19 protein-coding genes are annotated in these 22,930 nt (G+C 70.9%); 7 read left to right on the top strand and 12 right to left on the bottom strand.

Annotated features, from left to right (window positions below; genetic code table 11):
* Positions 1-126: 126 nt before the first annotated feature.
* Positions 127-1,866 (bottom strand): lysine--tRNA ligase, encoded by a 1,740-nt coding sequence (gene lysS, locus ACIBK0_RS23880; RefSeq protein ID WP_399083372.1) that lies wholly within the window; start codon positions 1,864-1,866, stop codon positions 127-129.
* 291 nt (positions 1,867-2,157) lie between these two features.
* Between lysS and argS the strand changes: the two genes are divergently transcribed.
* Positions 2,158-3,921, top strand: a complete 1,764-nt coding sequence (gene argS, locus ACIBK0_RS23875) for an arginine--tRNA ligase (protein ID WP_399083946.1) — start codon at positions 2,158-2,160, stop codon at positions 3,919-3,921.
* Here argS and ACIBK0_RS23870 read toward each other — a convergent pair whose 3' ends face one another.
* Positions 3,922-4,824 (bottom strand): SAM-dependent methyltransferase, encoded by a 903-nt coding sequence (locus tag ACIBK0_RS23870; RefSeq protein WP_399083368.1) that lies wholly within the window; start codon positions 4,822-4,824, stop codon positions 3,922-3,924. It lies immediately after the preceding gene.
* 143 nt (positions 4,825-4,967) lie between these two features.
* Positions 4,968-5,957, bottom strand: a complete 990-nt coding sequence (locus ACIBK0_RS23865) for a DUF5937 family protein (protein ID WP_399083365.1) — start codon at positions 5,955-5,957, stop codon at positions 4,968-4,970.
* Positions 5,958-6,203: 246 nt separating this feature from the next.
* Between ACIBK0_RS23865 and ACIBK0_RS23860 the strand changes: the two genes are divergently transcribed.
* The 3 genes from ACIBK0_RS23860 (at position 6,204) to ACIBK0_RS23850 (ending at position 8,800) form a co-directional block, all read left to right on the top strand.
* The gene (locus ACIBK0_RS23860) at positions 6,204-7,085 is read left to right on the top strand and encodes a DUF4253 domain-containing protein (RefSeq protein ID WP_399083361.1); all 882 of its coding nucleotides are present in this window, start codon (positions 6,204-6,206) and stop codon (positions 7,083-7,085) included.
* An 85-nt stretch (positions 7,086-7,170) separates the two neighbouring features.
* A complete protein-coding gene (locus ACIBK0_RS23855) occupies positions 7,171-7,866 on the top strand; it encodes an RNA polymerase sigma factor (protein WP_399083358.1) in 696 nt (231 codons plus the stop codon).
* On the top strand, positions 7,859-8,800 hold the full coding sequence (locus ACIBK0_RS23850; RefSeq protein WP_399083355.1) for a CU044_5270 family protein: 942 nt from the start codon (positions 7,859-7,861) through the stop codon (positions 8,798-8,800). The genes ACIBK0_RS23855 and ACIBK0_RS23850 overlap by 8 nt, the downstream gene beginning before the upstream one ends.
* Positions 8,801-9,076: 276 nt before the next feature.
* Here ACIBK0_RS23850 and ACIBK0_RS23845 read toward each other — a convergent pair whose 3' ends face one another.
* The 3 genes from ACIBK0_RS23845 to ACIBK0_RS23835 form a co-directional block, all read right to left on the bottom strand.
* A complete protein-coding gene (locus ACIBK0_RS23845) occupies positions 9,077-10,297 on the bottom strand; it encodes a PLP-dependent aminotransferase family protein (RefSeq protein WP_399083352.1) in 1,221 nt (406 codons plus the stop codon).
* 219 nt (positions 10,298-10,516) lie between these two features.
* Positions 10,517-11,242, bottom strand: coding sequence for a DUF4232 domain-containing protein (locus ACIBK0_RS23840; protein WP_399083348.1), 726 nt, complete (start codon positions 11,240-11,242; stop codon positions 10,517-10,519).
* 193 nt (positions 11,243-11,435) lie between these two features.
* Positions 11,436-12,710, bottom strand: a complete 1,275-nt coding sequence (locus ACIBK0_RS23835) for a helix-turn-helix domain-containing protein (RefSeq protein WP_399083345.1) — start codon at positions 12,708-12,710, stop codon at positions 11,436-11,438.
* Positions 12,711-12,923: 213 nt separating this feature from the next.
* On the opposite strand from ACIBK0_RS23835, the gene ACIBK0_RS23830 reads away from it, so the two are divergent.
* Together ACIBK0_RS23830 and ACIBK0_RS23825 are read left to right on the top strand one after the other, a co-directional pair.
* A complete protein-coding gene (locus ACIBK0_RS23830) occupies positions 12,924-13,646 on the top strand; it encodes a DUF4232 domain-containing protein (protein WP_399083342.1) in 723 nt (240 codons plus the stop codon).
* 100 nt (positions 13,647-13,746) lie between these two features.
* Positions 13,747-14,634: an NAD(P)-dependent oxidoreductase gene (locus ACIBK0_RS23825; protein WP_399083339.1), complete on the top strand. Its 888-nt coding sequence runs from the start codon at positions 13,747-13,749 to the stop codon at positions 14,632-14,634.
* Here the strand turns inward: ACIBK0_RS23825 and hemB are convergent.
* From hemB to ACIBK0_RS23795, 6 genes are all read right to left on the bottom strand, one after another.
* Entirely contained in the window at positions 14,620-15,618 is a 999-nt protein-coding gene (gene hemB / locus ACIBK0_RS23820) for a porphobilinogen synthase (protein ID WP_399083336.1), read from the bottom strand. The genes ACIBK0_RS23825 and hemB overlap by 15 nt on opposite strands.
* Before the next feature lie 170 nt (positions 15,619-15,788).
* Positions 15,789-17,492 (bottom strand): uroporphyrinogen-III synthase, encoded by a 1,704-nt coding sequence (locus ACIBK0_RS23815; protein WP_399083333.1) that lies wholly within the window; start codon positions 17,490-17,492, stop codon positions 15,789-15,791.
* Complete coding sequence (gene hemC, locus ACIBK0_RS23810; RefSeq protein WP_399083330.1) at positions 17,489-18,448, bottom strand: hydroxymethylbilane synthase; 960 nt, start codon at positions 18,446-18,448, stop codon at positions 17,489-17,491. The genes ACIBK0_RS23815 and hemC overlap by 4 nt, the downstream gene beginning before the upstream one ends.
* Positions 18,445-20,190 (bottom strand): glutamyl-tRNA reductase, encoded by a 1,746-nt coding sequence (locus tag ACIBK0_RS23805; protein WP_399083327.1) that lies wholly within the window; start codon positions 20,188-20,190, stop codon positions 18,445-18,447. The genes hemC and ACIBK0_RS23805 overlap by 4 nt, the downstream gene beginning before the upstream one ends.
* Complete coding sequence (locus ACIBK0_RS23800; protein WP_399083324.1) at positions 20,187-20,945, bottom strand: redox-sensing transcriptional repressor Rex; 759 nt, start codon at positions 20,943-20,945, stop codon at positions 20,187-20,189. The genes ACIBK0_RS23805 and ACIBK0_RS23800 overlap by 4 nt, the downstream gene beginning before the upstream one ends.
* 331 nt (positions 20,946-21,276) lie before the next feature.
* On the bottom strand, positions 21,277-21,576 hold the full coding sequence (locus tag ACIBK0_RS23795; protein WP_399083321.1) for a glutaredoxin family protein: 300 nt from the start codon (positions 21,574-21,576) through the stop codon (positions 21,277-21,279).
* A 174-nt stretch (positions 21,577-21,750) separates the two neighbouring features.
* Here ACIBK0_RS23795 and ACIBK0_RS23790 point away from each other — a divergent pair, with 174 nt between their 5' ends.
* Positions 21,751-22,692: an HAD family hydrolase gene (locus tag ACIBK0_RS23790; protein WP_399083318.1), complete on the top strand. Its 942-nt coding sequence runs from the start codon at positions 21,751-21,753 to the stop codon at positions 22,690-22,692.
* Positions 22,693-22,930: the final 238 nt, after the last annotated feature.

Genomic DNA, 22,930 nt, shown 5'->3' with positions numbered 1-22,930 from the left:
TTAACGCGCACCCCCCCCCGCTCCCCCGCGTCTGTGGTGGACCACCACCTCGCGTTCGCCCCTACTTACGCGGGGGGGGGCGCCGGGTTACCCCGGGGCCCCCCCTCCGTCGTACAGCCGAGACCGCTACGCGCCCAGCAGCTTGCGCACCCGGTCCTGCCCCACGGCCAGCAGCAGCGTGGGCAGCCGCGGCCCGGTGTCCCGTCCGACCAGCAGGTGGTACAGCAGCGCGAAGAACGTGCGCTGGGCCACCTTGATCTCCGGCGGCAGCTCCTTGGCGGTGGCATCGGCGGAGAAGCCGGCCTGGACCTTGGGGACGCCGTAGACGAGGTGGGTGAGGCCGTCGAGGGACCAGTTCTCCTCCAGCCCCTCCAGCAGCAGCCGCAGCGACTCGCGCCCCTGGTCGTCGAGCGACTTCAGCAGCTCCACGTCGGGCTCGTCGCGCACGACGGTGCGCTCCTCGGCCGGAACCTGCGTGTTGATCCAGGTCTCGGCCCTGTCGAGCCGCGGCCGGACCTCGTCGAGCGAGGTGAGCGGGTTCTCGGGGTCGAGCTCGCTCAGGATCCGCAGAGCCTGGTCCTGGTGGCCGGCGGTGACATCGGCGACGGAGGCGAGGGTGCGGTACGGCATCGGGCGGGGCGTCTTGGGCAGTTCCCCGGCCGCGGTGCCGACGGCACGGGCGTACGCGGCCGCGTCGGCCGCGAGCACGGAGCCGTCGGCCACCTTCCCCGCCAGCTTGTCCCACTCGTCGTACAGCCGCTGGATCTCCTGGTCGAAGGCGATCTTGAACGACTGGTTGGGCCGACGGCGGGCGTACAGCCAGCGCAGCAACTGCGGCTCCATGATCTGGAGCGCGTCGGCCGGGGTGGGCACCCCGCCCTTGCTGCTGGACATCTTGGCCATGCCGCTGATGCCGACGAAGGCGTACATCGGGCCGATCGGCTGCTTGCCGCCGAAGATCCCGACGATCTGCCCGCCGACCTGGAAGCTGGACCCCGGGGACGAGTGGTCGACACCGCTCGGCTCGAAGATCACGCCCTCGTGGGCCCAGCGCATCGGCCAGTCGACCTTCCAGACCAGCTTGCCGCGGTTGAACTCGCTCAGCCGCACGGTCTCGGAGAAGCCGCAGGCGGAGCAGGTGTACGTCAGCTCGGTCGTCTCGTCGTCGTACGCCGTGACGGTCGTCAGGTCCTTCTCGCACTGCCCGCAGTAGGGCTTGTACGGGTAGTACCCGGCGGCCGAGCTGCCGTCGTCCTCGGCGGCGGCCCCGGACCCCTCGGCGGCTTCCAGCTCCGCCTCGTCCACCGGCTTCTGGCCCTGCTTCTTGGCCGGGGCCTTCTTGGTCCGGTACTGGTCGAGGATGGCGTCGATGTCACCGCGGTGCTTCATCGCGAAGAGAACCTGCTCGCGATAGGCGCCCGAGGTGTACTGCTCGGTCTGGCTGATCCCGTCGTACTCGACGCCGAGCTCGGCCAGCGCCTTGATCATCGCGGCCTTGAAGTGCTCGGCCCAGTTCGGGTACTCCGAGCCCACCGGGGCCGGCACGGAGGTCAGCGGCTTGCCGATGTGCTCGGCCCAGGACTCGTCGATGCCGGGGACGCCGGCCGGGACCTTGCGGTAGCGGTCGTAGTCGTCCCAGGAGAGCAGATGGCGCACGGTGTGCCCACGTCGCCGGATCTCGTCGGCGACGAGGTGCGGCGTCATGACCTCCCGGAGATTGCCCAGGTGGATCGGGCCGGAGGGGGAGAGTCCGGACGCGACGACGACGGGTTTGCCCGGGGCCCGACGCTCCGACTCCTCGATGACCTCATCCGCGTAACGGGAGACCCAGTCGGTGGTCTCGGTGCTCTGAGCCACGATCGGCACGTCCTTCTTTCTGATACGCCAGTACGGCTGACCGCACCATTCTCCCAGCAACGCCGGGAACCGCGAAAACGGCTTTTCACAGCCTCGTGCCCACCCGGAAGACGGACTGCCCCCACGGGGAGGGCGGGGCACCACGCGCCCGCAGCCGTCGGAGCCACGTCGGAGTCCGACCCCCACGACAGCGCTCGGCACACGACGCACGGCCGGACACGGAGCGCGAAATCCGCTTGTCCCCCCATGGGATACTGGCCAGGTCTATCTGAATCCTTCGAGGAGAACGGCACCCACTCCATGGCCTCGGTCACGTCCCTCACCGCTTCCGTCCACCAGCGCCTCGCGGACGCCCTCTCGGCAGCCCTGCCGGAGGCCGGTTCCGCGGACCCGCTGCTGCGACGAAGCGACCGGGCCGACTTCCAGGCCAACGGGATCCTGGCCCTCGCGAAGAAGGCGAAGGCGAACCCGCGGGACCTGGCGACACAGGTCGTCGAGCGGATCACCACGGGCGACGTGATCAAGGATGTCGAGGTCTCCGGGCCCGGCTTCCTGAACGTCACGATCACCGACAAGGCGATCACCGAGAACCTGGCGGCGCGGTACGCGGACGGCGAGCGCCTCGGCGTGCCGTTCGCGGAGCACCCGGGCACGACGGTGATCGACTACGCGCAGCCGAACGTCGCGAAGGAGATGCACGTAGGTCACCTGCGGTCGGCGGTGATCGGCGACGCGGTCGTCCAGATCCTGGAGTTCACCGGCGAGTCCGTCATCCGGCGCCACCACATCGGCGACTGGGGCACCCAGTTCGGCATGCTCATCCAGTACCTGATCGAGCACCCCCACGAGCTGGACCACAAGAAGAGCGGCGAGGTCTCCGGCGAGGAGGCCATGTCGAACCTGAACCGGCTGTACAAGGCCGCGCGGGCGGTCTTCGACTCCGACGAGGAGTTCAAGACGCGGGCGCGGCGCCGGGTGGTGGACCTCCAGGCGGGAGAGCCGGAGACCCTGGCCCTCTGGCAGGTGTTCGTCGACGAGTCGAAGATCTACTTCAACTCGGTCTTCGACAAGCTGGACATGGAGATCCGCGACGCGGACGTGGTCGGCGAGTCCGGCTACAACGACATGCTGGACGAGACGTGCCGCCTCCTGGAGGAGTCGGGCGTGGCGGTCCGCTCCGACGGCGCGCTGTGCGTGTTCTTCGACGACGTCAAGGGCCCGGACGGCAACCCGGTCCCGCTGATCGTGAAGAAGTCGGACGGCGGCTACGGCTACGCGGCGACGGACCTCTCCGCGATCAGGGACCGCGTTTTCCAGCTGAAGGCCTCGACGCTCCTGTACGTGGTGGACGCCCGCCAGTCCCTGCACTTCAAGATGGTCTTCGAGACCGCGCGCAGGGCAGGCTGGCTGAACGACGACGTGAAGGCGCACCAGCTCGCCTTCGGCACGGTCCTCGGCAAGGACGGCAAGCCGTTCAAGACCCGTGAGGGCGAGACGGTGCGGCTGGTGGATCTGCTGGACGAGGCGATCGAGCGTGCCTCCGCCGTCGTACGGGAGAAGGCCCAGGACCTGTCCGAGGAGGAGATCGCGGAGCGCGGCGGGCAGGTCGGTATCGGCGCGGTGAAGTACGCGGACCTGTCGACGTCCGCGAACCGCGACTACAAGTTCGACCTGGACCAGATGGTCTCGCTCAACGGCGACACGTCGGTGTACCTCCAGTACGCGTACGCCCGTATCCAGTCGATCCTCCGCAAGGCGGGCGAGGTCCGCCCGGCCGCCCACCCGGAGCTCGAACTGGCTGCCGCCGAGCGCGCATTGGGCCTGCACCTGGACCGCTTCGCGGAGACGGTCGCGGAGGTCGCGGAGGAGTACGCGCCGCACAAGCTGGCCGCGTACCTCTACCAGCTGGCATCCCACTACACGACCTTCTACTCGGAGTGCCCGGTCCTGAAGGCGGACACCCCGGCCCAGGTCGAGAACCGTCTGTTCCTGTGCGACCTCACGGCCCGCACCCTGCACCAAGGCATGGCCCTGCTGGGGATCCGGACGCCCGAGCGGCTCTGATCAGCGCTTGCGGGCCGTCGCCGTATAGAAATTGATGTCCGCATCCGTGGCGTCGTCGATGCCACGGAAGCGGATCTTCTCTATGTCGTCGAGGGTGGCGAGGTGGGCCGGGTCGGCCGTCTCGGGGACGGGGCCGGCGCCGTCAGGTCGCCAGCGGTGGCCGAGGACGACACCCGGGTCGTCGAGTTCCAGGCCGTTGTCGGTGAAGAAGCGTTCGACGTCCGCCTTGGTGCGGAGCACGAAGGTGAAGCCGCGCTCGGTGTAGGTCTGCGCGACCCTGCCGATGATCTCGGGGTTGAAGTCTGCCGTGAGGTGGCTGAGGACGAGCCGGCTGCCCGACGGCAGCGCGTCCACCAGGTCCCGCACGCTCTCGTATGCCTCCTCGTCCGCCACGAAGTGCAGGACGGCAGCGAGCACGAGGGCGACGGGTCGGTCGAAGTCGAGGGTCTTGGCGGCCTGCTCGAGAATCCGCCCCGGCTGCCTGAGGTCCGCGTCCACGTAGTCGGTGCGTCCCTCGGGGCCGCTGGTCAGCAGGGCGTACGCCTGAGCCAGGACGACGGGGTCGCGGTCGACGTATACGACTCGCGCGTCCGGGGCGAACCGCTGGGCGATCTGGTGGACGTTGTCCTGTGTCGGCAGACCCGTGCCGATGTCCAGGAACTGGCGGATGCCGTCCTCCCGGGCCAGCGTCGTCACGGCCCGGCGCAGGAAGTCACGGTTGTGCCGGATGTCGAGGTAGCCCCGCGGGTTGACGGCGAGGGCGGCGGCGGCCGCGGCCCGGTCGACGGGGTAGTTGTCCCTGCCGCCGAGGAAGACGTCGTAGACCCGCGCCGGGTGCGCCTTGGTGGTGTCGATCCGCCATCTCAGTACGGCGGCGTCCTGGCCCAAAGCATCAGCAGGCATAAAGCCTCTCCCCCGGAGAGTCACGTCATTCAGGGGCCAACAACCTAGCCCCCGGGGGAAGTTGATCGCTTCCCAGTCACTGGAAACCTCCTCCGAACTCGCACACACCACCTTGCCCGGCAGTCCCGCCGCCTGGAGGGCCTTCACGGCCGCGCGGTGACCCCCGTGGTCAGCAGGTCGAGGCCCAACGGAGTGCACGTGTGCCAGACGGCCTTGCCGTCGCGTTGGGTGGTGATCAGGCGGGCGTCGCGCAGCGCCTTGGTGTGTTCGGAGGCCGAGGACTTGCTGATGTCGAGTTCGCGGGCGAGTTCGCTGGTGGTGCGCTGCCGTGTGAGGAGTTCCAGGGCGGCCGCGCGGGTGCGTCCCAGGAGCGCGCCCAACGGGCTGCTGTCGTGGACCACACGCTCCGCGAGCAGCGGGAGCGGGGCGGCGGCTCCGTAGATCAGGATGCTCGGGGCGTCGTCGTACGGGGCCACCAGCGGGTACCCGGTCCACACGGTGGACGGGAGCAGGGTGACGCCGTGGCCCGAGAGCGCGATGTGCCGGTCCTCGAGAGTGTCGAAGACCAGCGTCGTGCCGTCCCAGCGTCCGCCCGGACCGAGGCCGGCCAGGGCGGTGCGGATGCCGTGCTGGGCCAACAGACGGGTCCGCCAGGCGCGTTCGGCGTCGAAGGCGGACCGGATGTGTCTCCAGGAGTCGGCGAGGAGACCGTCGTACGCGGCACGCAGCGCGCGTTCCAGTTCCTGCCAGGACTCCCGGTCCCGGTCGGCGAGTCGCCGAATCCAGGAAGTGGGCCGCAGTACCTCCGGTACCCGGCTGTCGAGTTCCGCGCGGACCCGTTCGGTGGGGGTCGACAGGACGGTGTCCAGCCCGTCCTCCAGGTCTCGGCTGAGCGGATCGAGGAACATGGGGCCCCGGGCCGTGGGCGGGATCAGATCCAGCAAGGGGCGGGCTTCGGCGGGGAACGTCTGCCGCGCCCGGTGCTGCCAGCGGCTCAGCACGGGAGACGGAGCACGGCGCCGCAGCGCGGCGACGGCGAGCCCGAGTTCCATCAGCGGGGCGGGTTCCGTCGCGAACGCCACGCGCAGCAGGTCCTCCGCCGTGAAGTGCAGATACAGCATCAAGTCCCCCACGGTTCCCGAAGTCCTCGCATGCCCCTCCACAGTTCGGTCTGGGCCGAAACCATCGCGGTCCCGGCAGCTCCTCCGAATTATTGGCAGTGCGGTCGGCGGGGCGGAAGGAGCGAACCGGACTGGACGATTTTCGAGGCCGTCCCGGTTCGAGGGGGAGGGCCCCGGTCGGGTGGACGAAGTCGCAGGCCACCCGGCCGGGATCCCGCTCGTGTCGCGCTGTCGGTGGCGGGCCCTAAAGTCACCGGCATGGCGACTCTTCCCAACCCGCTGCCCCAGCTGACGGCCGACCCGAGCGGGCGCACGCTCGGGCTTGAACTCCCCGCCGGGAGACTGATCGACACGACACACGAAGGTCCGTGGCACGAGCCGCTGCTGTGGCATGCCGAGGAGCCGGCGGAGCCCGGCGGCTGGGCGGCGCTGGAGCACGCTCGGCGGACGTCGGGGCTGCTCCCGCTGCTCATAGACGTCGGCGGCAGCCAAGACGGGCCGGAGGAATGGGAGTTGATGCCCGGCGAGGTGTCGTATCCCGGTGATCACGACGCCGAGGCGGTGCTCGCGGAGTTCTGGGAGGACTACGCTGCGGACGAACCCGGCACCGACGAGGACTACCCCGGCAAGGCGAGGGTCGTCGAGATCTTCGGCGAGCCGAAGACCTACGACGAGAAGGTCGCGCCGTACGGCCCCGCGTGGCCGGGCCTCGCTCCCGCCACGCGGCACGATGTCGACCCCGACACCCGCGCCGCCGAGATCGCCGACTCCCTCGCGGACAGCGGAACTTGGCTGAAGGAGCCGCGCCTGGCACTCGTCCCGGCGCGCCGCAGCGCCGACATACCGGCGGCGATCGGCTGGTCCGGCCCCATGAACCACGAGGGCGACGTGGCGCGCCTGTGCGCCGTCCTCCGGTCCTGGGAGGACCGCTTCGGCATACGCGTGGTCGCCCTCACCTTCGACCAGCTCGTGCTGTCCGTGGCCGCCCCGCCCACCACCATGAGCGAGGCCGAGGCGGTCGCCGCCGAGCACTTCGCCTTCTGCCCGGACAACATCACCCAGGGCGACCACGAGACGCTGCGCGCGTACGCCGCACACGAACTCCTCGGCAAGCAGGTGTGGTCCTTCTGGTGGGACTGATTCCGGCGGGGCTGAGTCTCCCCCGGAGCGCGGGAAAGCCCAGGACGGGAACTCGATCGCGGCCATCGGCCAACAGCAGGTGACCATGCCCGTGTCTTCGAGGGAAATCCATGAGCCTAAGAGGCGACCAGTGACCGCCTCACCGAGCGTCGGAGTCCACCGTGCCCTCAGCACGGACGAGCCGTCCGACTCCGACGCCTCGGTGATCGAACGGTCCTGGGATGAGCCCGACGCGTTCGCCGTGCTGTTCGACCGCTACGCCGACGACATCCACCGGTACGCGGCCAGGCGGCTCGGCACAGAAGCGGCCGACGACCTGATGGCCGAGACCTTTGTGATCGCCTTCCAGCGGCGCCGTCGCTACGACCTGTCGAGGCCGCAGGCGCGGCCTTGGCTCTACGGGATCGTCACCAACCTCGTCGGCCAGCACCGGCGGGCCGAGGCACGCCGCCTTCGGGCGCTGTCGCGGGTCGCCGCCACGGGGCCCGGCGAGGGCGGCGGCGAGCCGATGGCGGAGCGGGTGGCCGACCGAGTCAGCGCCGAGAGCGCCCGCGGCGCGCTGGCGGGAGCCCTCGCCGGACTGCCCGCCCGCTACCGGGACGTGCTGCTGGTGATCGCCTGGGGAGATCTCGACTACACGGAGGCCGCGGAGGCCCTGGGCGTACCGGTGGGCACCGTGCGCTCACGGCTGCACCGGGCTCGAAGCAGATTGCGCGAAGCACTGGGCGGGTCGGATCCCACAGCCCTTCAAGAGGTTCACGAGGAGCCCGATCATGGATGACCTCACTTCAGTGCGGAAGGACGACCTCGCTTCGGTGCGGGAGCTGGCGGCCGACCCGCCTCCACCGACCGACGAGGCCCGTGCCGCCGCCCGCGCCCGGCTGCAGAGCGCCATCACCCGGGAGACTCGCGAGGGGATCGCCGTCGCCCTGCCCAGGCGCCTGCTGTTCCGTGCCGCCATCGCCGCGACGGCCGCCGCGGCGGTGGCCGGCACCACCGTCGTCGCCGTCCACGGCAAGGACTCGAACGACGCGCCGCGGATGACCACGCTCAGCGCGGCGCAGGTGCTGCACAAGGCCGCCGACCGGTCGCGGTCCGACAGCGCGGACCTGCCGATCCCGCGCAACGACCAGTACCTCTACACCAAGGAGGTCACCACACGGACGTGGCTCAAGAGCGGGAAGGTCGAGAAGTTCACGGACGAGAGCTGGCTCTCCGTGGACGGCTCGAAGACCTCCCGGTACAGCTACGAGGGCAGGATCCTTGACGAGCCGCCCCTGGGCAAGCACCACGTGAGGTGGCCGCCCACCGAGTACGCGAAGCTGAAGAAGTGGCCGACCGACCCCGACAAGCTCCTCAAGGCGCTCAGGCGCGGCGGCGACGGTTCCGACATGGCCGACCAGATTGCCTTCATGGACGCGGTCATGCTCATGCGTGGCCCCCGGGTCATGCCGCCGGGACTGCAGGCCGCCGCCTTCGAGGCCGTAGCCAAGCTGCCCGACATCGTCATCGACCACGACGAGGTGGACGCCCTCGGCCGGCACGGAATCGGGATCTCCTACCCCAAGACGACGTTCGGTCTCGTCTTCGACCGGGACACCTACGCCTACCTGGGTCTGCGCCAGACGGGCAGCACAAGTGGCGGCACGAAGTACAAGCAGGTCAAGGGCCTCGTGAAGGCGGCCGTGGTGGACAAACTGGGCCAGCGCCCGTAACTCCGTACGGCTGCGGATGACGTGGACGGGCGTTCCTTGCCGATCTCCTGGTGCCCCGGCAGGCAACGTTTGCCCGTCAAGGAGCGGCGTCCGGTGCGTGCTCTGGGGGTCCCCCGGCCGAAGGCTCGGGGAGTGCCGACCGGAAGTCCTCATACGGGACGTACTTGGGCTTGCGGCCGGTGCGGCGAGTGGGGGCACCTCCCACGCCCTCAAGGCAGTGGGCAGTGGGGGAGCGTGCCGGGCGTCGCGACGGGGCGAACATTGCCTGCTGGGGCACTAGCCCCGCAGCCCCCGACCCAACCGCCGCAGCCCTTCCCCGATCTCGTCCGGGGTCTGCGTGACAAAGCACAGCCGCAGCGTCGACGTGTCCGGCGTGCCCGCGTAGAACGGCGCCCCGGGCACGTACGCCACGTCCTGCTCCACCACACGCGGGAGCAGGACCGTGGTGTCGTACGACTCCGGCAGCCGCGCCCAGAGGAACATGCCGCCCTCGGGCCGGGTCCAGGTGGACCCGGCCGGCAGGGCGTCGGCGATCCCGGCGAGCATGGCGTCACGCCGCTCGCGGTACACGCCCGCGACCCGCGTCACATGGGCGTCCAGGTCCCGGTCGGCCAAGTACCGGGCGGCGGCGAGCTGGTTGACGGTCGGGGTGTGCAGGTCGGCGGCCTGCTTGGCGACGGCGCAGGCCCGGCGCAGCGCCGCGGGCGCGCGCAGCCACCCCAGCCGCATGCCGGGTGCCATCACCTTGGAGAAGGACCCGAGCAGCACGGCCCGGTCCCCGGCTCCGTCGTACGAGGCGATCCACGGCACCCGCTCGCCCTCGAAGCGGAGCTCCCCGTAGGGGTCGTCCTCGACGATCCACAGCCCGTGCCGCGCTGCCACGGAGGCGATGGCGGCCCGCCGCTCGGCCGCCATGGTGCGGCCGGTCGGGTTCTGGAAGGTCGGCACGGTGTAGAGCAGCTTGGGGCGCTCCCGTGTCACCAGTTCCTCCAGTGCCCGCGGATCGATGCCGTCCGCGTCGCCCGGCACGGCGATCACCCGGGCTCCCGCGAACCGGAACGCCTGAAGTGCCGCCAGATAGCAGGGGTCTTCGACGAGCACGACGTCGCCGGGTTCGAGCAGCGCGGTGGCCAGCAGGGACAGTGCCTGCTGTGACCCGGTGGTCACGAGTATCTCCTCGGCCCGGGTCGCCAGACCGCGCCGGCTCGTGCGCTCGGCGAGCGCGGCCCGCAGCCCGGGCTCTCCCTCGGTCGTCGCGTACTGCAGCGCCCGCTCGGGCACCTCCGCCAGCACGTCCCGGTACGCGGCGGCGATCCCCTCCGCGTCGAACAGCTCCGGCGCGGGCAGCCCACCCGCGAAGTTGATCACCTCGGGCCGTGCCGTGACCGCGAGAATGTCGCGCACCGGTGACCCACCGACCTCGGCGACCCGCGCGGCGAGCGGGGGCACGGGGGACGAACTGCCACTCAGGGCAGGAACATTCTCGACGACGGTCACGGCGGGCTCCTTCTGCTGCGGCTCCACTACGGCACTTCGTGCCGGAAGCCTAAGGAGATAGCTGTTGCCTACACCGGCCAATTCCGCGATACGGACCGCGGGGCGATTTTCTTCGCCCCCGCCGCCCCTGCCCGTCCCATAAAGCCTCTCCCTGGAGAGTGAGGTCATTCAACGGGCAACAACCTAATTCCCCACGGGACTTGATAGTGCCCAGGAAGTTCAGGAGGGCTTCGTCGCGGATACCGCGGTGACGGTCACCTTGTCGTCGCACTCGGCCAGGACGCCGTCGTCGAGGGCGACTTGGTGTGACCCGGCGGTCGCGAGGCCCACCACCAGGGTCGGATAGCTGACAGGCGTGGATCCGGACACGCAGTAGCCGTCGGCCTCACCCTGGACCTGGACGAACGTCAGCTTCGTCCAGGCCTTGCCGCCCGGTGCGACCAGCACCTTGGACGCGGAGCCCGACAGGGTCACCTTGAGCGGACGGTTCTTCTCCGGGGAACCGTTGCCCGCCCCCGCCACCGTCGGATGCCCCTGGACAAGGCACGGCTTGCCGGACACATTGGTGAACTCGACGATCGCCGCTCCGGTCCCGGTGCCCTCCGGCCGGACACCGGCCTGGTACATGGACGCCTCCAGGTCCGACGCGCCACACGTCTTCGCGGAGGCGGCCGCCGTCGCGGAAGCCGAACCGGCGGCCGAGGGAGAGGCGTTCCCCGCCGGCGGCGTCGACGCGTCCGTGCCGGCGGGCCGCGACGCCGCGGGCGTCGGGCCACCGGAGGAGGCCGCCGGCTTGGCCGGCACGCCCGACGGCGAAGCCGCCGACCCCGCCCCGTTGCCGCCCGGCTGACACGCGGTCATGAGCAGGGTGGCCGCCGACGCGGTCACCATCGCCAGAGCGGCTCTGCGGATACCCGTCCGGTGCTGCTGCGTCCCGTTCTGCATGAAATCCCCCGAAGTAGAAGTTCAGGTGCCTGTCTCTCATCGGCACTCGTCGCTTCAGAGCGCAGTGCGGGCCTCGGGGGTTCACCTGTCCGGCGGTCTGTGGCACGACGGTGACAGAGCACGTCCAGAACCGCGACCCAGGGCCACGCCCCAGGGCCTTTCCGGCGGTCACGCCTAAGACGCGGGGCCCGGCCTAGCCGGCAGGAGCCGCCGTCTCCCACTCGCTCCCGCCCAGCGGATAGTCGTACGCCGGCCGCCCCGCGTTGCCGCTCGTGCGGAACGCCTTCCCCTTGTCGTCGATCCGCACCGTCCCGTGCCGGTTTCCGCTGGACCAGTCCAGTTCCAGGTACCAGCTCACGTCGTGCGCCCGCGCGTCCGCGAACACGTAGAAGACCTCGGGATCGGACTCGCTGACCTTGTAGGGGAAGTCCCGCTGCCCGGCCTTGGGCGTGGTCACGGGCCGCCCCGCGTCGAGGTCCACGTGGAACGAGGCGGTCTCCACGCCACCGCCGCACCCGACGCCCATCGCGTAGTCGTTCCAGGCGAGCGGCGCGCTCTTGCCCACCACGCGCACATGCAGCGCGTCCAGTACGACGGTGGCCTCCCCGGTGCCCTGCACCGTCAGCGCGACCATCTGCTCTTCGCCCGGGACCCCGCCGAGCGCCGTGACCCAGCCGCGCGCGTCCGACTCGTTCGGCGGCGGGGGCACTTGCGCGGCCTTCCGGTTCACCAGGTAGTGCTGGCTGCACGGGCCGTCCCACTTGTACGGATCGGTGGCGACGGCCGGCGCGGTGGCGCCGTCCTCGGGTGCCCCGTCAGGGGAGGCACCGTCCCGCACCGCGGCTCCGCCGCCCCGCGAAGCGGACGCCTCGGGACTGCCACTGCGCGAAGCGGACACCGAGGGGGACGGGGGCTTCGCGCCGGACGAGGCACCGGCATCGGGCGGGCCGGAGGTGTGCGAGGCGGCGACACCCACGGACCTTCCCTCGTCGCGGCCGTCGCCCTTGCCGGGAACAAGGTTCACGACCAGTGCGGCGGACACGACGGCGGCGGCGACAGCGGCGCCGGCGAGCGCGACGGTACGCCGCCGCCCACCGCCCGCAGCTTCCCGCTCCGACTCCGACTCTGGCTCCCGCCCCGGCTCCGGCTCCGGCTCCGGTGCGGCATCGGGCGCGGCCGGGGCCTCCGCGGCTGAAGTCTCCGCCGCCGGGATCTCCACCCCCTTGCGCCCCCGCAGCACATCGGCCCGCACCCACCTCCGGTGAAGCTCCACCAGCTCCTCCGGAGTCGCCTTGCACAGCCGGGCCAACCGCTCCACGGGCGCGTAATCCGTCGGTACGGCATCCCCGTTGACGTACCGGTGAAGCGTCGACGCACTCACATGCAGCCGCTTGCCGAGCACCCCGTAACTGAGTCCGGACCGCTCCTTCAGCTCCCGCAGCAGCTCCGCGAACTCGTCCCCCGCCACCGTTCCTCCACCCCCCGTGTCCCGGGCACCGTTCCAGGGGGACGTCATTCCCCCAGGTCAGACCCCATGCGAACGTTCCGGCGTCCCGAATACCCCGGCAACCATGGCGGCCGGGACGGATCACCGCACAAGCTGTGGTCATCCAAGCACGCCGCTCTCCTCGACCGGTCGAGCGGCCACTTCAACCAGCCACACCACACAGGGGGATCACCCATGTCCGCACGCACCGCCCGCACTCGTCTCCTCGCCGCCACGACGGTCGCGCTCGCCGCGCTCGCCCTCTCGGCGTGCGACAACGGGAAGGGCGTACGGGACGAGGGCCCGTCCTCCGCGTCCAAGCCCTCCACCCAGCCGAGCCGGTCGGCGCCCGCCGGGGGTTCGACGGCGAAGCCGGCCGGGAACACCGGCGGCACGACGGGCGGCACGACGGGCGGCTCCACGAGTGGCTCCACCGGCGGCTCGACGGGCAAGGGCACCGGAGGCACGACCGGCGGATCCACGGGCACGTCGAACGGTGGCGGCACCACCCGCAACACCCCCTGCAACGGCGCCAACACCAAGACCACCGCCACCGAAGTCACCCGCCCGCTCAACCACCTCCTCCTCACCGTCACCAACACCGGCTCGAAGAACTGCGACCTCACCGGCTACCCCATCGCCCGCTTCGGCGAGGCCCAGGCGGTCCCCCCGGTGGCCGAGGAGACCCACCCCCAGGCGGTCGTCACGCTCACTCCCGGTGAGTCCGGCTACGCGGGCGTCCTCCTCTCCGCCGGCGACGGCAGCGGCGGGAACGGCTACACGGCCAAGGCCCTCACGGTCGGCTTCGACAAGGGCAGCAGCGCACAGCCGGAGCTCCCCGCGAAGGGCGTGTACGTCGACGACAAGCTCACCGTGACGTACTGGCAGCAGAGCCTGGACGACGCGCTGGCCTACTGAGAGCACCCGAGGGTCGCTGAGGCTCACTTACCAAATGGTCAGCAGCTGACCAATAAGTGGGTACTTGTGGTGAGTTGGGGGTCCGACCAGCATGTTCGTCATGACGACACCATCCGACGACCACACCAAGCCCCCGGTCGGCGTCCTCGGCCTGGGCCTCATGGGCACGGCCCTGGCCGCCGCCCTCCTCAAGGCGGGCCACCCCACGACGGTCTGGAACCGCACACCGTCCAAGACGGGCCCCCTCACCGCCCAGGGCGCCACCCCGGCAGGTACGCACGCCGAGGCCGTCACGGCCGGCCCCCTCACCCTCGTCTGCCTCACGACGTACGACGACGTGACCGAGCTCCTCCACCCGCACACCACCGTCCTCACGGGCCGCACCCTGGTGAACGTCACCAACGGAACGCCCGTCCAGGCAAGGAAGCTGGCGTCCTGGGCGCAGGAGCACGGCATCGCGTACGTGGACGGCGGCATCATGGCCGTACCGCAGATGATCGCCACCCCGGCGGCGTACGTCCTCTACAGCGGCGACGAGCGGGCGTACGAGACACACCGCGCCACCCTCGCCGCGCTGGGCGGCACCCGCTGGACCGGCACGGATCCGGGCCTGGCGGCGCTGTACGACCTGTCCCTGCTGACGGGCACGTACGGCATGGTCGCCGGGGTGGCCCAGGCCTTCGCCCTGATCCGCTCGGAGGGCATCCCCGCCCGGGAGTTGGCACCCTTGCTGCAGGACTGGCTGACGGCGATGGCGAACGGCCTGGTGCCCGGCACGGCGAACGCCGTCGACACCGGGCGCCACCTCACCGACGTCTCCAGCCTCGCCGTGAGCCAGGCGGCCTTCCCCGGCCTCCTGCACACCTTCGCCGACCAGGGCGTCCGCACCGAACTCTTCGAGCCGATGCGCGAGTTGCTGGACCGGGCCGTCGCCGAGGGATACGCCGACGACGGCCTCTCACGCCTGGTGGAACTACTGGCGCCCTAGCTTCTGCGCGACTTCGGTGGCCCAGTAGGTGAGGATGTTCTGCGCACCCGCCCGCTTGATGCCCGTCAGGGTCTCCAGGATCGCCTTGTCCCGGTCGATCCAGCCCTTCTCCGCGGCGGCCTCGATCATCGAGTACTCCCCGGAGATCTGGTACGCGGCGACAGGCACGTCGACCGAGTCGGCGACCTTCGCGAGGATGTCCAGGTACGGACCCGCCGGCTTGACCATCACCATGTCGGCCCCCTCCTCCAGGTCGAGGGCCAACTCCCGCATGGACTCCCGCACGTTGGCGGGATCCTGCTGGTACGTCTTCCGGTCGCCCTTCAGCGAGGAGGCGACGGCCTCCCGGAAGGGGCCGTAGAAGGCGGAGGAGTACTTGGCGGTGTAGGCGAGGATGGCGACGTCCTCGCGCCCGATCTGGTCGAGGGCATCCCGGACGACCCCGATCTGACCGTCCATCATGCCGCTGGGCCCGACGATGTGCGCTCCGGCATCGGCCTGGACCTGAGCCATCTCGGCGTACCGCTCCAGGGTGGCGTCGTTGTCGACGCGCCCCTGCTCGTCCAGGACCCCGCAGTGCCCGTGATCGGTCGTCTCGTCGAGACACAGGTCGGACATCACCAGCAGTTCGTCGCCGACCTCGGCGCGCACATCGCGGATCGCGACCTGCAGAATCCCGTCCGGATCCGTCCCCGGAGTCCCGACCGCGTCCTTCTTCTCGTCCACCGGCACGCCGAACAGCATGATCCCGGAGACCCCGGCCTCCAGCGCCTCCACGGCCGCCTTCTTCAGGCTGTCGCGGGTGTGCTGCACGACACCGGGCATCGCCGCGATCGGCACCGGCTCGCTGACGCCCTCCCGCACGAACGCGGGGAGGATGAAGTCGGCGGGGTGCAGCCGGGTCTCGGCGACCATGCGCCGCATCGCAGGCGAGGTACGCAGCCGCCGCGGCCGCGTACCGGGGAAGGATCCGTACTTCGTCATGCCCTCTACGCTACGCCCGCTCCACGGGCCCCCTTGCCGACAGCTTGCCGGTACCCGGGGGCGAGGCAGGGGCTGAAAATCTCCAGGAGCGGGGTCCGGGACGGAGCCCCAGGGACGGGACGGGTAGGGGCGGAGGGGGCGAGAGAACCCACCCCCAGCCCCCACCGGCACTAGGTGGTGCGGCGCCGCCGCGAGCCAGGTCGGCGCTCGCTGGGCCGGGTGACCGGGTCCCCGGCCTCCACGGCGGCAGCCCGCCGCCTGAGGCCGAAGTCCGCCAGCGCCTCGGCCAACTTGTGCACAGACGGCTCCGGAGCCATGACATCGACCCGCAGCCCATGCTCCTCGGCAGTCTTCGCGGTGGCGGGCCCGATACAGGCGATCACCGTCACGTTGTGCGGCTTGCCCGCGATACCGACCAGGTTCCGCACAGTCGACGACGACGTGAAGAGCACGGCGTCGAAACCGCCGCCCTTGATCGCCTCCCGCGTCTCCGCCGGCGGCGGCGAGGCGCGCACCGTCCGGTAGGCCGTGACGTCGTCGACCTCCCAGCCCAGCTCGATGAGCCCGGCGACCAACGTCTCCGTGGCGATGTCGGCACGCGGCAGGAACACCCGGTCGATGGGGTCGAAGACGGGGTCGTACGGCGGCCAGTCCTCGAGAAGACCGGCGGCCGACTGCTCCCCCGAAGGGACGAGGTCCGGCTTCACGCCGAAGGCGATCAGCGCCCTCGCCGTCTGCTCTCCCACCGCCGCGACCTTGATCCCGGCAAACGCACGGGCATCGAGCCCGTACTCCTCGAACTTCTCCCGCACGGCCTTGACCGCGTTCACCGAGGTGAAGGCGATCCACTCGTACCGCCCGGTGACGAGTCCCTTGACCGCGCGCTCCATCTGCTGGGGTGTGCGCGGCGGTTCGACGGCGATCGTCGGCACCTCGTGCGGCACGGCCCCGTACGACCGCAGCTGGTCGGAGAGCGAAGCCGCCTGCTCCTTCGTGCGCGGCACGAGCACCTTCCAGCCGAACAGCGGCTTGGACTCGAACCACGACAACTGGTCGCGCTGGGCGGCTGCGGAACGCTCACCGACCACGGCTATCACCGGTCGGCCGCCGTCCGGGGACGGCAGCACCTTCGCCTGCTTCAGCGTCTGCGCGATGGTGCCGAGGGTGGCCGACCAGGTGCGCTGGCGCGTGGTCGTACCCGCGATCGTCACGGTCATCGGGGTGTCGGGCTTGCGCCCGGCCGCGACCAGCTCACCCGCGGCCGAAGCCACCGAGTCGAGCGTCGCGGACACCACGACCGTGCCGTCCGATGCCCCGACCTCGGTCCAGCACCGGTCCGAGGCCGTCCGCGCGTCGACGAACCGCACATCCGCGCCCTGTGCGTCACGCAGTGGCACACCCGCGTACGCGGGCACACCGACGGCGGCCGCGATACCGGGCACCACCTCGAACGGAACACCCGCGGCGGCGCAGGCGAGCATTTCCTCGGCGGCGTACGTATCAAGTCCCGGGTCCCCGGACACCGCACGTACGACCCGCTTGCCGCCCCGCGCGGCCTCCATGACAAGATTGGCGGCGTCCCTCGACGCGGGGTCACCAACGGTTGTTGACGTGCCGTCAACAACCGTCAGCTGAGGCGTGCCTGTGCCCAAGTACGGGTCCGAAGAAGTGTCCGGATCCGTGTTCAGGACGGCGACGCCTTGTCTGGCATGCACACGGACCACGTCGAGCACCTCATGCTCCGCGACGAGGACGTCCGCGTTCGCCAGCGCCTCGACGGCGCGCAGTGTCAGCAGTCCTGGATCTCCGGGTCCGGCACCGAGGAAGGTGACGTGCCCGTGCTCCGGACCGGCGGGAAGGTTGGTGGGGCTCAAAGTGCTCGCTCCCCCATCAGACCGGCCGCGCCCTTGGCAAGCATCTCGGCGGCGAGTTCACGGCCCAGCGCCATTGCTTGGTCATGTGTCTCGGGCACGGGACCGGTGGTGGACAGCTGCACCAGCGCCGAGCCGTCGGTCGTGCCGACGACGCCGCGCAGGCGCATTTCCTTGGCAATCTGCCCGTCGTCCAGAAGGTCGGCGAGCGCACCCACGGGTGCGCTGCAGCCGGCCTCCAGGGCGGCCAGCAGAGATCGCTCGGCGGTCACGGCGACCCGGGTGAACGGGTCGTCGAGCTCTCCGAGCGCAGCGATGAGGTCCGCGTTGTCCGCGGCACACTCGATCGCGAGGGCCCCCTGGCCGGGGGCGGGCAAAACGGTGTCGACCGACAGGAAGTCGGTCACCTCGTCGATACGGCCGATCCGATTGAGTCCGGCGGCGGCGAGCACGACGGCGTCGAGCTCCCCGCTACGTACGTATCCGATGCGGGTGTCGACGTTCCCCCGGATCGCGACCGTCTCGATCGTCATCCCGTGACTGCGCGCGTAGGCGTTCAGCTGGGCCATGCGGCGCGGCGAACCGGTGCCGATGCGCGCACCGTCCGGAAGCTGGGCGAAGACGAGTCCGTCGCGGGCGACGAGCACGTCACGCGGGTCCTCGCGCACCGGCACGGCGGCCAGCGCGAGGTCGTCGGGCTGCGCGGTCGGCAGGTCCTTCAGCGAATGCACCGCGAAGTCGACCTCGCCGCGCAGCAGTGCGTCGCGCAGGGCGGTCACGAAGACGCCCGTGCCGCCGATCTGCGCGAGGCTCTCGCGAGAGGTGTCCCCGTACGTCGTGATCTCAACGAGCTCGACGGGCCGTCCGGTCACCTGGCTCACGGCGTCCGCCACCTGCCCGGACTGGGCCATGGCGAGTTTGCTGCGCCTGGTCCCCAGCCTCAGTGCCTGCTCACTCATGCTCGCCCTCGGTTCTTGGCGTTCTCGTTGTTGTTCTCGGCCCGCGAGACGGAGGCGACCGTCTCGGGGTCCAGGTCGAACAGGGTGCGCAGCGCGTCCGCGTACCCGGCACCGCCGGGCTCGGCGGCCAGCTGCTTGACCCGTACGGTCGGCGCGTGCAGCAGTTTGTCCACGACGCGCCGCACGGTCTGGGTGATCTCGCCCCGCTGCTTGTCGTCGAGGTCGGGCAGCCGTCCGTCGAGCCGCGCGATCTCACTCGCGACGAGGTCGGCGGCCATGGTGCGCAGCGCCACGACGGTGGGGGTGATGTGCGCGGCCCGCAGGGCGGCGCTGAAGGCGGCAACCTCGTCGGAGACGATCCTGCGCACCTGGTCCACGTCGGCGGCCATCGGTGCGTCGGCGGACGCCTCGGCCAGCGACTCGATGTCGACGAGCCGCACTCCGAGGAGCCGGTGCACGGCCGCGTCGATGTCGCGGGGCATCGCGAGGTCGAGCAGCGCGAGCACGGGCGCGGGCCGCGGGGCCTCCACGACGGGCTCGGGCCTGCGACGCTCGGGGACGCGCCCGACGGTGGCGGCCGCGGCCGCGAGCGCCGCGATGGCGTCCGCGTCGGCCTCCGGGTCGAGCACGGTGACGGCACCCGCGGCCGGGCGCTGCGCGCGGCCCGCCGCGTCGCCCTTGTCCACCCACGCCGCGTGCTGTTCCAGCTCCGCCGCGGCCATGCCGGCCACCGCCGCCTCGCCGAGCACCGAGAAGCCGGCCGTGCCCTGCACGGCGGACAGGTCGAGGGGGCAGCCCTCTTCGGTGCCGACGCTCGTGGGCGCGAGCTGCGCGTTCTGGGGTACGGCCGCGGGCGACGCCGTACGGCCGGAGTCGGCGCCCTCGGCCGCGGACCTCCCCGTGCGTCCCTCGACGGCCCCCGCGACGGACTCGGCCGACAGGACGAGCCCCGTGGCGCCGGTGCAGGAGACGGCGATGTCGGCACGTGTCAGCTCGACCGGTACCGAGTCCATCGGTACCGCGCGGGCCAGCACGTCCGTGTCGTCACCGTCGGTGAGGATCTGGGCGAGGCGCTCCGCGCGGTCGAGCGTGCGGTTGGCGATGACGATCTCGGCGACCCCGGCGCGCGCGAGCGTCGCGGCGGCCAGGGACGACATGGAGCCGGCGCCGATGACCAGGGCGCGCTTGCCCTTGAGCCAGGCGTCGACGGCGGCGCCGGACGACAGCTGCTCCAGGCCGAAGGTGACCAGGGACTGTCCGGCGCGGTCGATGCCGGTCTCGGAGTGGGCGCGCTTGCCGACCCGCAGCGACTGCTGGAACAGGTCGTTCAGCAGTCGGCCCGCCGTGTGCAGCTCCTGGGTGGTGGCGAGCGCGTCCTTGATCTGGCCGAGGATCTGGCCCTCGCCCACGACCATCGAGTCGAGCCCGCAGGCCACCGAGAAGAGGTGGTGGACCGCCCGGTCCTCGTAGTGCACGTACAAGTAAGGAGTGAGCTCTTCGAGCCCGACCCCGCTGTGCTGGGCCAGCAGCGTGGACAGCTCGGCGACGCCCGCGTGGAACTTGTCCACGTCGGCGTACAGCTCGATGCGGTTGCAGGTGGCGAGCACCGCGGCCTCGGTGGCCGGCTCGGCGGCGACCGTGTCCTGCAACAGCTTGATCTGGGCGTCCGCGGACAGCGCGGCCCGCTCCAGGACGCTGACCGGAGCGCTGCGGTGGCTCAGCCCGACGACGAGGAGACTCATGCCGGCATCACGGCGGGGAGGTCCCCGTCAGGCCCTTTACGGTCGTTCTCCTGGGCGGCCTGGACCGCGGCGCCCGCCTGGGCCTCGGCCTCCTCGCCGGCCTTGCGCTGCTCGTGGAAGGCGAGGATCTGCAGCTCGATGGAGAGATCGACCTTGCGTACGTCGACGCCGTCCGGGACGGACAGCACGGTCGGCGCGAAGTTGAGGATGGAGGTGACCCCGGCGGCGACCAGGCGGTCACAGACCTGCTGGGCGACGCCCGGCGGGGTGGTGATGACCCCGATGGACACGCCGTTCTCGTCGATGATCTTCTCCAGGCCGTCGCTGTGCTGCACGGCGATCCCGGCGACCTGCTTGCCGGCCATCTCGGGATCGGCGTCGATCAGCGCGGCGACCCGGAAACCACGGGACGCGAACCCTCCGTAGTTGGCCAGCGCGGCGCCGAGGTTACCGATACCGACGATCACAACCGGCCAGTCCTGGGTCAGGCCCAGTTCGCGGGAGATCTGGTACACGAGATACTCGACGTCGTACCCCACACCACGCGTCCCGTAGGAGCCGAGGTAGGAGAAATCCTTGCGCAGCTTCGCGGAGTTGACCCCCGCCGCGGCCGCGAGCTCCTCGGAGGAGACCGTGGGTACCGAGCGCTCCGACAGTGCGGTGAGGGCTCGGAGGTACAGCGGAAGCCGGGCGACGGTGGCCTCGGGAATCCCTCGGCTGCGGGTCGCCGGTCGGTGAGTTCGGCCAGTTGCCACGGTGCTCCTGCGGGTAGAGCGGGGCTGCAGGCGGTCACACGTACCTAGACCGCCCCGTCGAATGCAGGCTATGTCTTTGTGAACGCGTGCACAAAGATGGTGTCCGATTTGCCCGGCCAACGTGACCGGGGTCACGCACGCCCGGTGCGCGGGTATGGAACCGGCGCACGGACAACTTCGTTCCGCACCTGAAGGGGGCAAAACCGCACACTCTCCTCAACGAATCCCGCCCCCGAGACCAATCGCCGTCGATCCTAGGCGACTTTCCGGACCACTTGGACTACTCAGTCAGGTCACATCAGGGCCACGATGGGCGCACCCTTCACGGATTTCACTGCGTGAGGGCTTTGCGAAGGCGTTCCTCGTTCACGCGCCAGAAGGTGTGCTGGGCGCCGTCCACCAGCACGACCGGGATCTGCTCCCAGTACTCGCGGTGCAGTTCCTCGTCCTGAGTGATGTCCTTGGACTCCCAGGGCACCCCGAGATCACCACACACCTTCTCGATCACTTCCTGTGCGTCATCGCACAGGTGACAGCCGGGCTTCCTGATCAATGTGACCAGCCGCTCCCCGGGAGCCTTCTTCTCCGTACGACGCCCACCGCGCCGGAACATGGAACTCATACCGGCCATTCTCGCGCCACCGCGCCGCACGGGACCCCCGTCGGCCCCCCACGCCACAACCCGCCCCCGCGCTGGCCCGACGCGCCGTGCGGATCGCATCTTTAACGGCTCGGTCGCGGAGAGTTCACAGCACCGAATCCTCTCGACTCCGGAAGTGCCGAACAGACTGGCTATGCTCACGACATGGCCGCTCTCGGATGGCTCACTCCCCGTAGGCGTTCCGCTACCGCGCGGAGCGTGTTGGCAGGCGAGGCCTCGGCGGAGGCAGCGCGCAAGTCCTCGCAGGAACTGGAGGATCTCGCGTACGAAGCGCCGGACGTCTCCGTCGAGGAACCGGAGTTCCCGGTGCTCGGCGACGACAAGGCCGCCGCGTTCTTCGATCTCGACAACACCGTGATGCAAGGCGCTGCCCTCTTCCACTTCGGTCGGGGCCTGTACAAGCGGAGGTTCTTCGAGACGCGCGACCTCGCCCGATTCGCCTGGCAGCAGGCGTGGTTCAGGCTGGCCGGGGTCGAGGACCCCGAGCACATGCAGGACGCGCGCGACTCGGCGCTGTCGATCGTCAAGGGCCATCGGGTCTCGGAGCTGATGTCGATCGGCGAGGAGATCTACGACGAGTACATGGCCGAGCGGATCTGGCCGGGCACGCGGGCGTTGGCGCAGGCGCATCTCGATGCGGGCCAGAAAGTGTGGCTGGTCACGGCGGCGCCGGTCGAGATCGCCACGGTGATCGCCCGCCGTCTGGGCCTGACCGGAGCCCTCGGCACGGTCGCGGAGTCGGTGGACGGCGTCTACACGGGCAAACTGGTGGGCGAACCGTTGCACGGGCCGGCGAAGGCGGAGGCGGTGCGCGCGCTGGCCGCGGCGGAGGGGCTGGACCTCTCCCGCTGCGCGGCGTACAGCGACTCCCACAACGACATCCCGATGCTCTCGCTGGTCGGGCACCCCTACGCGATCAACCCCGACACGAAGCTCCGTAAGCACGCCCGCACCTTCGACTGGCGGCTGCGCGACTACCGCACGGCGCGCAAGGCCGCGAAGGTCGGCATTCCGGCGGCGGCCGGGGTCGGCGCGGTGGCGGGCGGCACGGCGGCCGCGATCGCCCTGCACCGCAGGCGCCGCTGACGCCCTCTGCTCCGCGCGTTCCGCCGGTGGGTGGTTCCGCCTGCGGCCGGTGGGTGGGTCGGGGCCGTGCCGGACCCCTGTCCCTTCGCCGGCACCCTGCACCGCGGGCGCCGCTGACGTCCGCGCCGCTCCACGCGTTCCGCCGGTGGGTGGTTCCGCCTGCGGCCGGTGGGTGGGTCGGGGCCGTGCCGGACCCCTGTCCCTTCGCCGGCACCCTGCACCGCGGGCGCCGCTGACG

Source organism: Streptomyces sp. NPDC050564 (genome assembly GCF_044457265.1).
GTDB lineage: Bacteria > Actinomycetota > Actinomycetes > Streptomycetales > Streptomycetaceae > Streptomyces.
The sequence above is the reverse complement of the archived record's forward strand: the minus strand, read 5'-3'. Positions and strand labels throughout refer to the sequence as shown.

Coding starts and splice junctions, on each gene's coding strand:
- argS (WP_399083946.1), top strand. CDS start 2,158: ATGGCCTCGGTCACGTCCCTCACCGCTTCCGTCCACCAGCGCCTCGCG.
- ACIBK0_RS23870 (WP_399083368.1), bottom strand. CDS start 4,824: ATGCCTGCTGATGCTTTGGGCCAGGACGCCGCCGTACTGAGATGGCGG.
- ACIBK0_RS23860 (WP_399083361.1), top strand. CDS start 6,204: ATGGCGACTCTTCCCAACCCGCTGCCCCAGCTGACGGCCGACCCGAGC.
- ACIBK0_RS23855 (WP_399083358.1), top strand. CDS start 7,171: ATGCCCGTGTCTTCGAGGGAAATCCATGAGCCTAAGAGGCGACCAGTG.
- ACIBK0_RS23850 (WP_399083355.1), top strand. CDS start 7,859: ATGGATGACCTCACTTCAGTGCGGAAGGACGACCTCGCTTCGGTGCGG.
- ACIBK0_RS23840 (WP_399083348.1), bottom strand. CDS start 11,242: ATGCAGAACGGGACGCAGCAGCACCGGACGGGTATCCGCAGAGCCGCT.
- ACIBK0_RS23830 (WP_399083342.1), top strand. CDS start 12,924: ATGTCCGCACGCACCGCCCGCACTCGTCTCCTCGCCGCCACGACGGTC.
- ACIBK0_RS23825 (WP_399083339.1), top strand. CDS start 13,747: ATGACGACACCATCCGACGACCACACCAAGCCCCCGGTCGGCGTCCTC.
- hemB (WP_399083336.1), bottom strand. CDS start 15,618: ATGACGAAGTACGGATCCTTCCCCGGTACGCGGCCGCGGCGGCTGCGT.
- hemC (WP_399083330.1), bottom strand. CDS start 18,448: ATGAGTGAGCAGGCACTGAGGCTGGGGACCAGGCGCAGCAAACTCGCC.
- ACIBK0_RS23805 (WP_399083327.1), bottom strand. CDS start 20,190: ATGAGTCTCCTCGTCGTCGGGCTGAGCCACCGCAGCGCTCCGGTCAGC.
- ACIBK0_RS23795 (WP_399083321.1), bottom strand. CDS start 21,576: ATGGCCGGTATGAGTTCCATGTTCCGGCGCGGTGGGCGTCGTACGGAG.
- ACIBK0_RS23790 (WP_399083318.1), top strand. CDS start 21,751: ATGGCCGCTCTCGGATGGCTCACTCCCCGTAGGCGTTCCGCTACCGCG.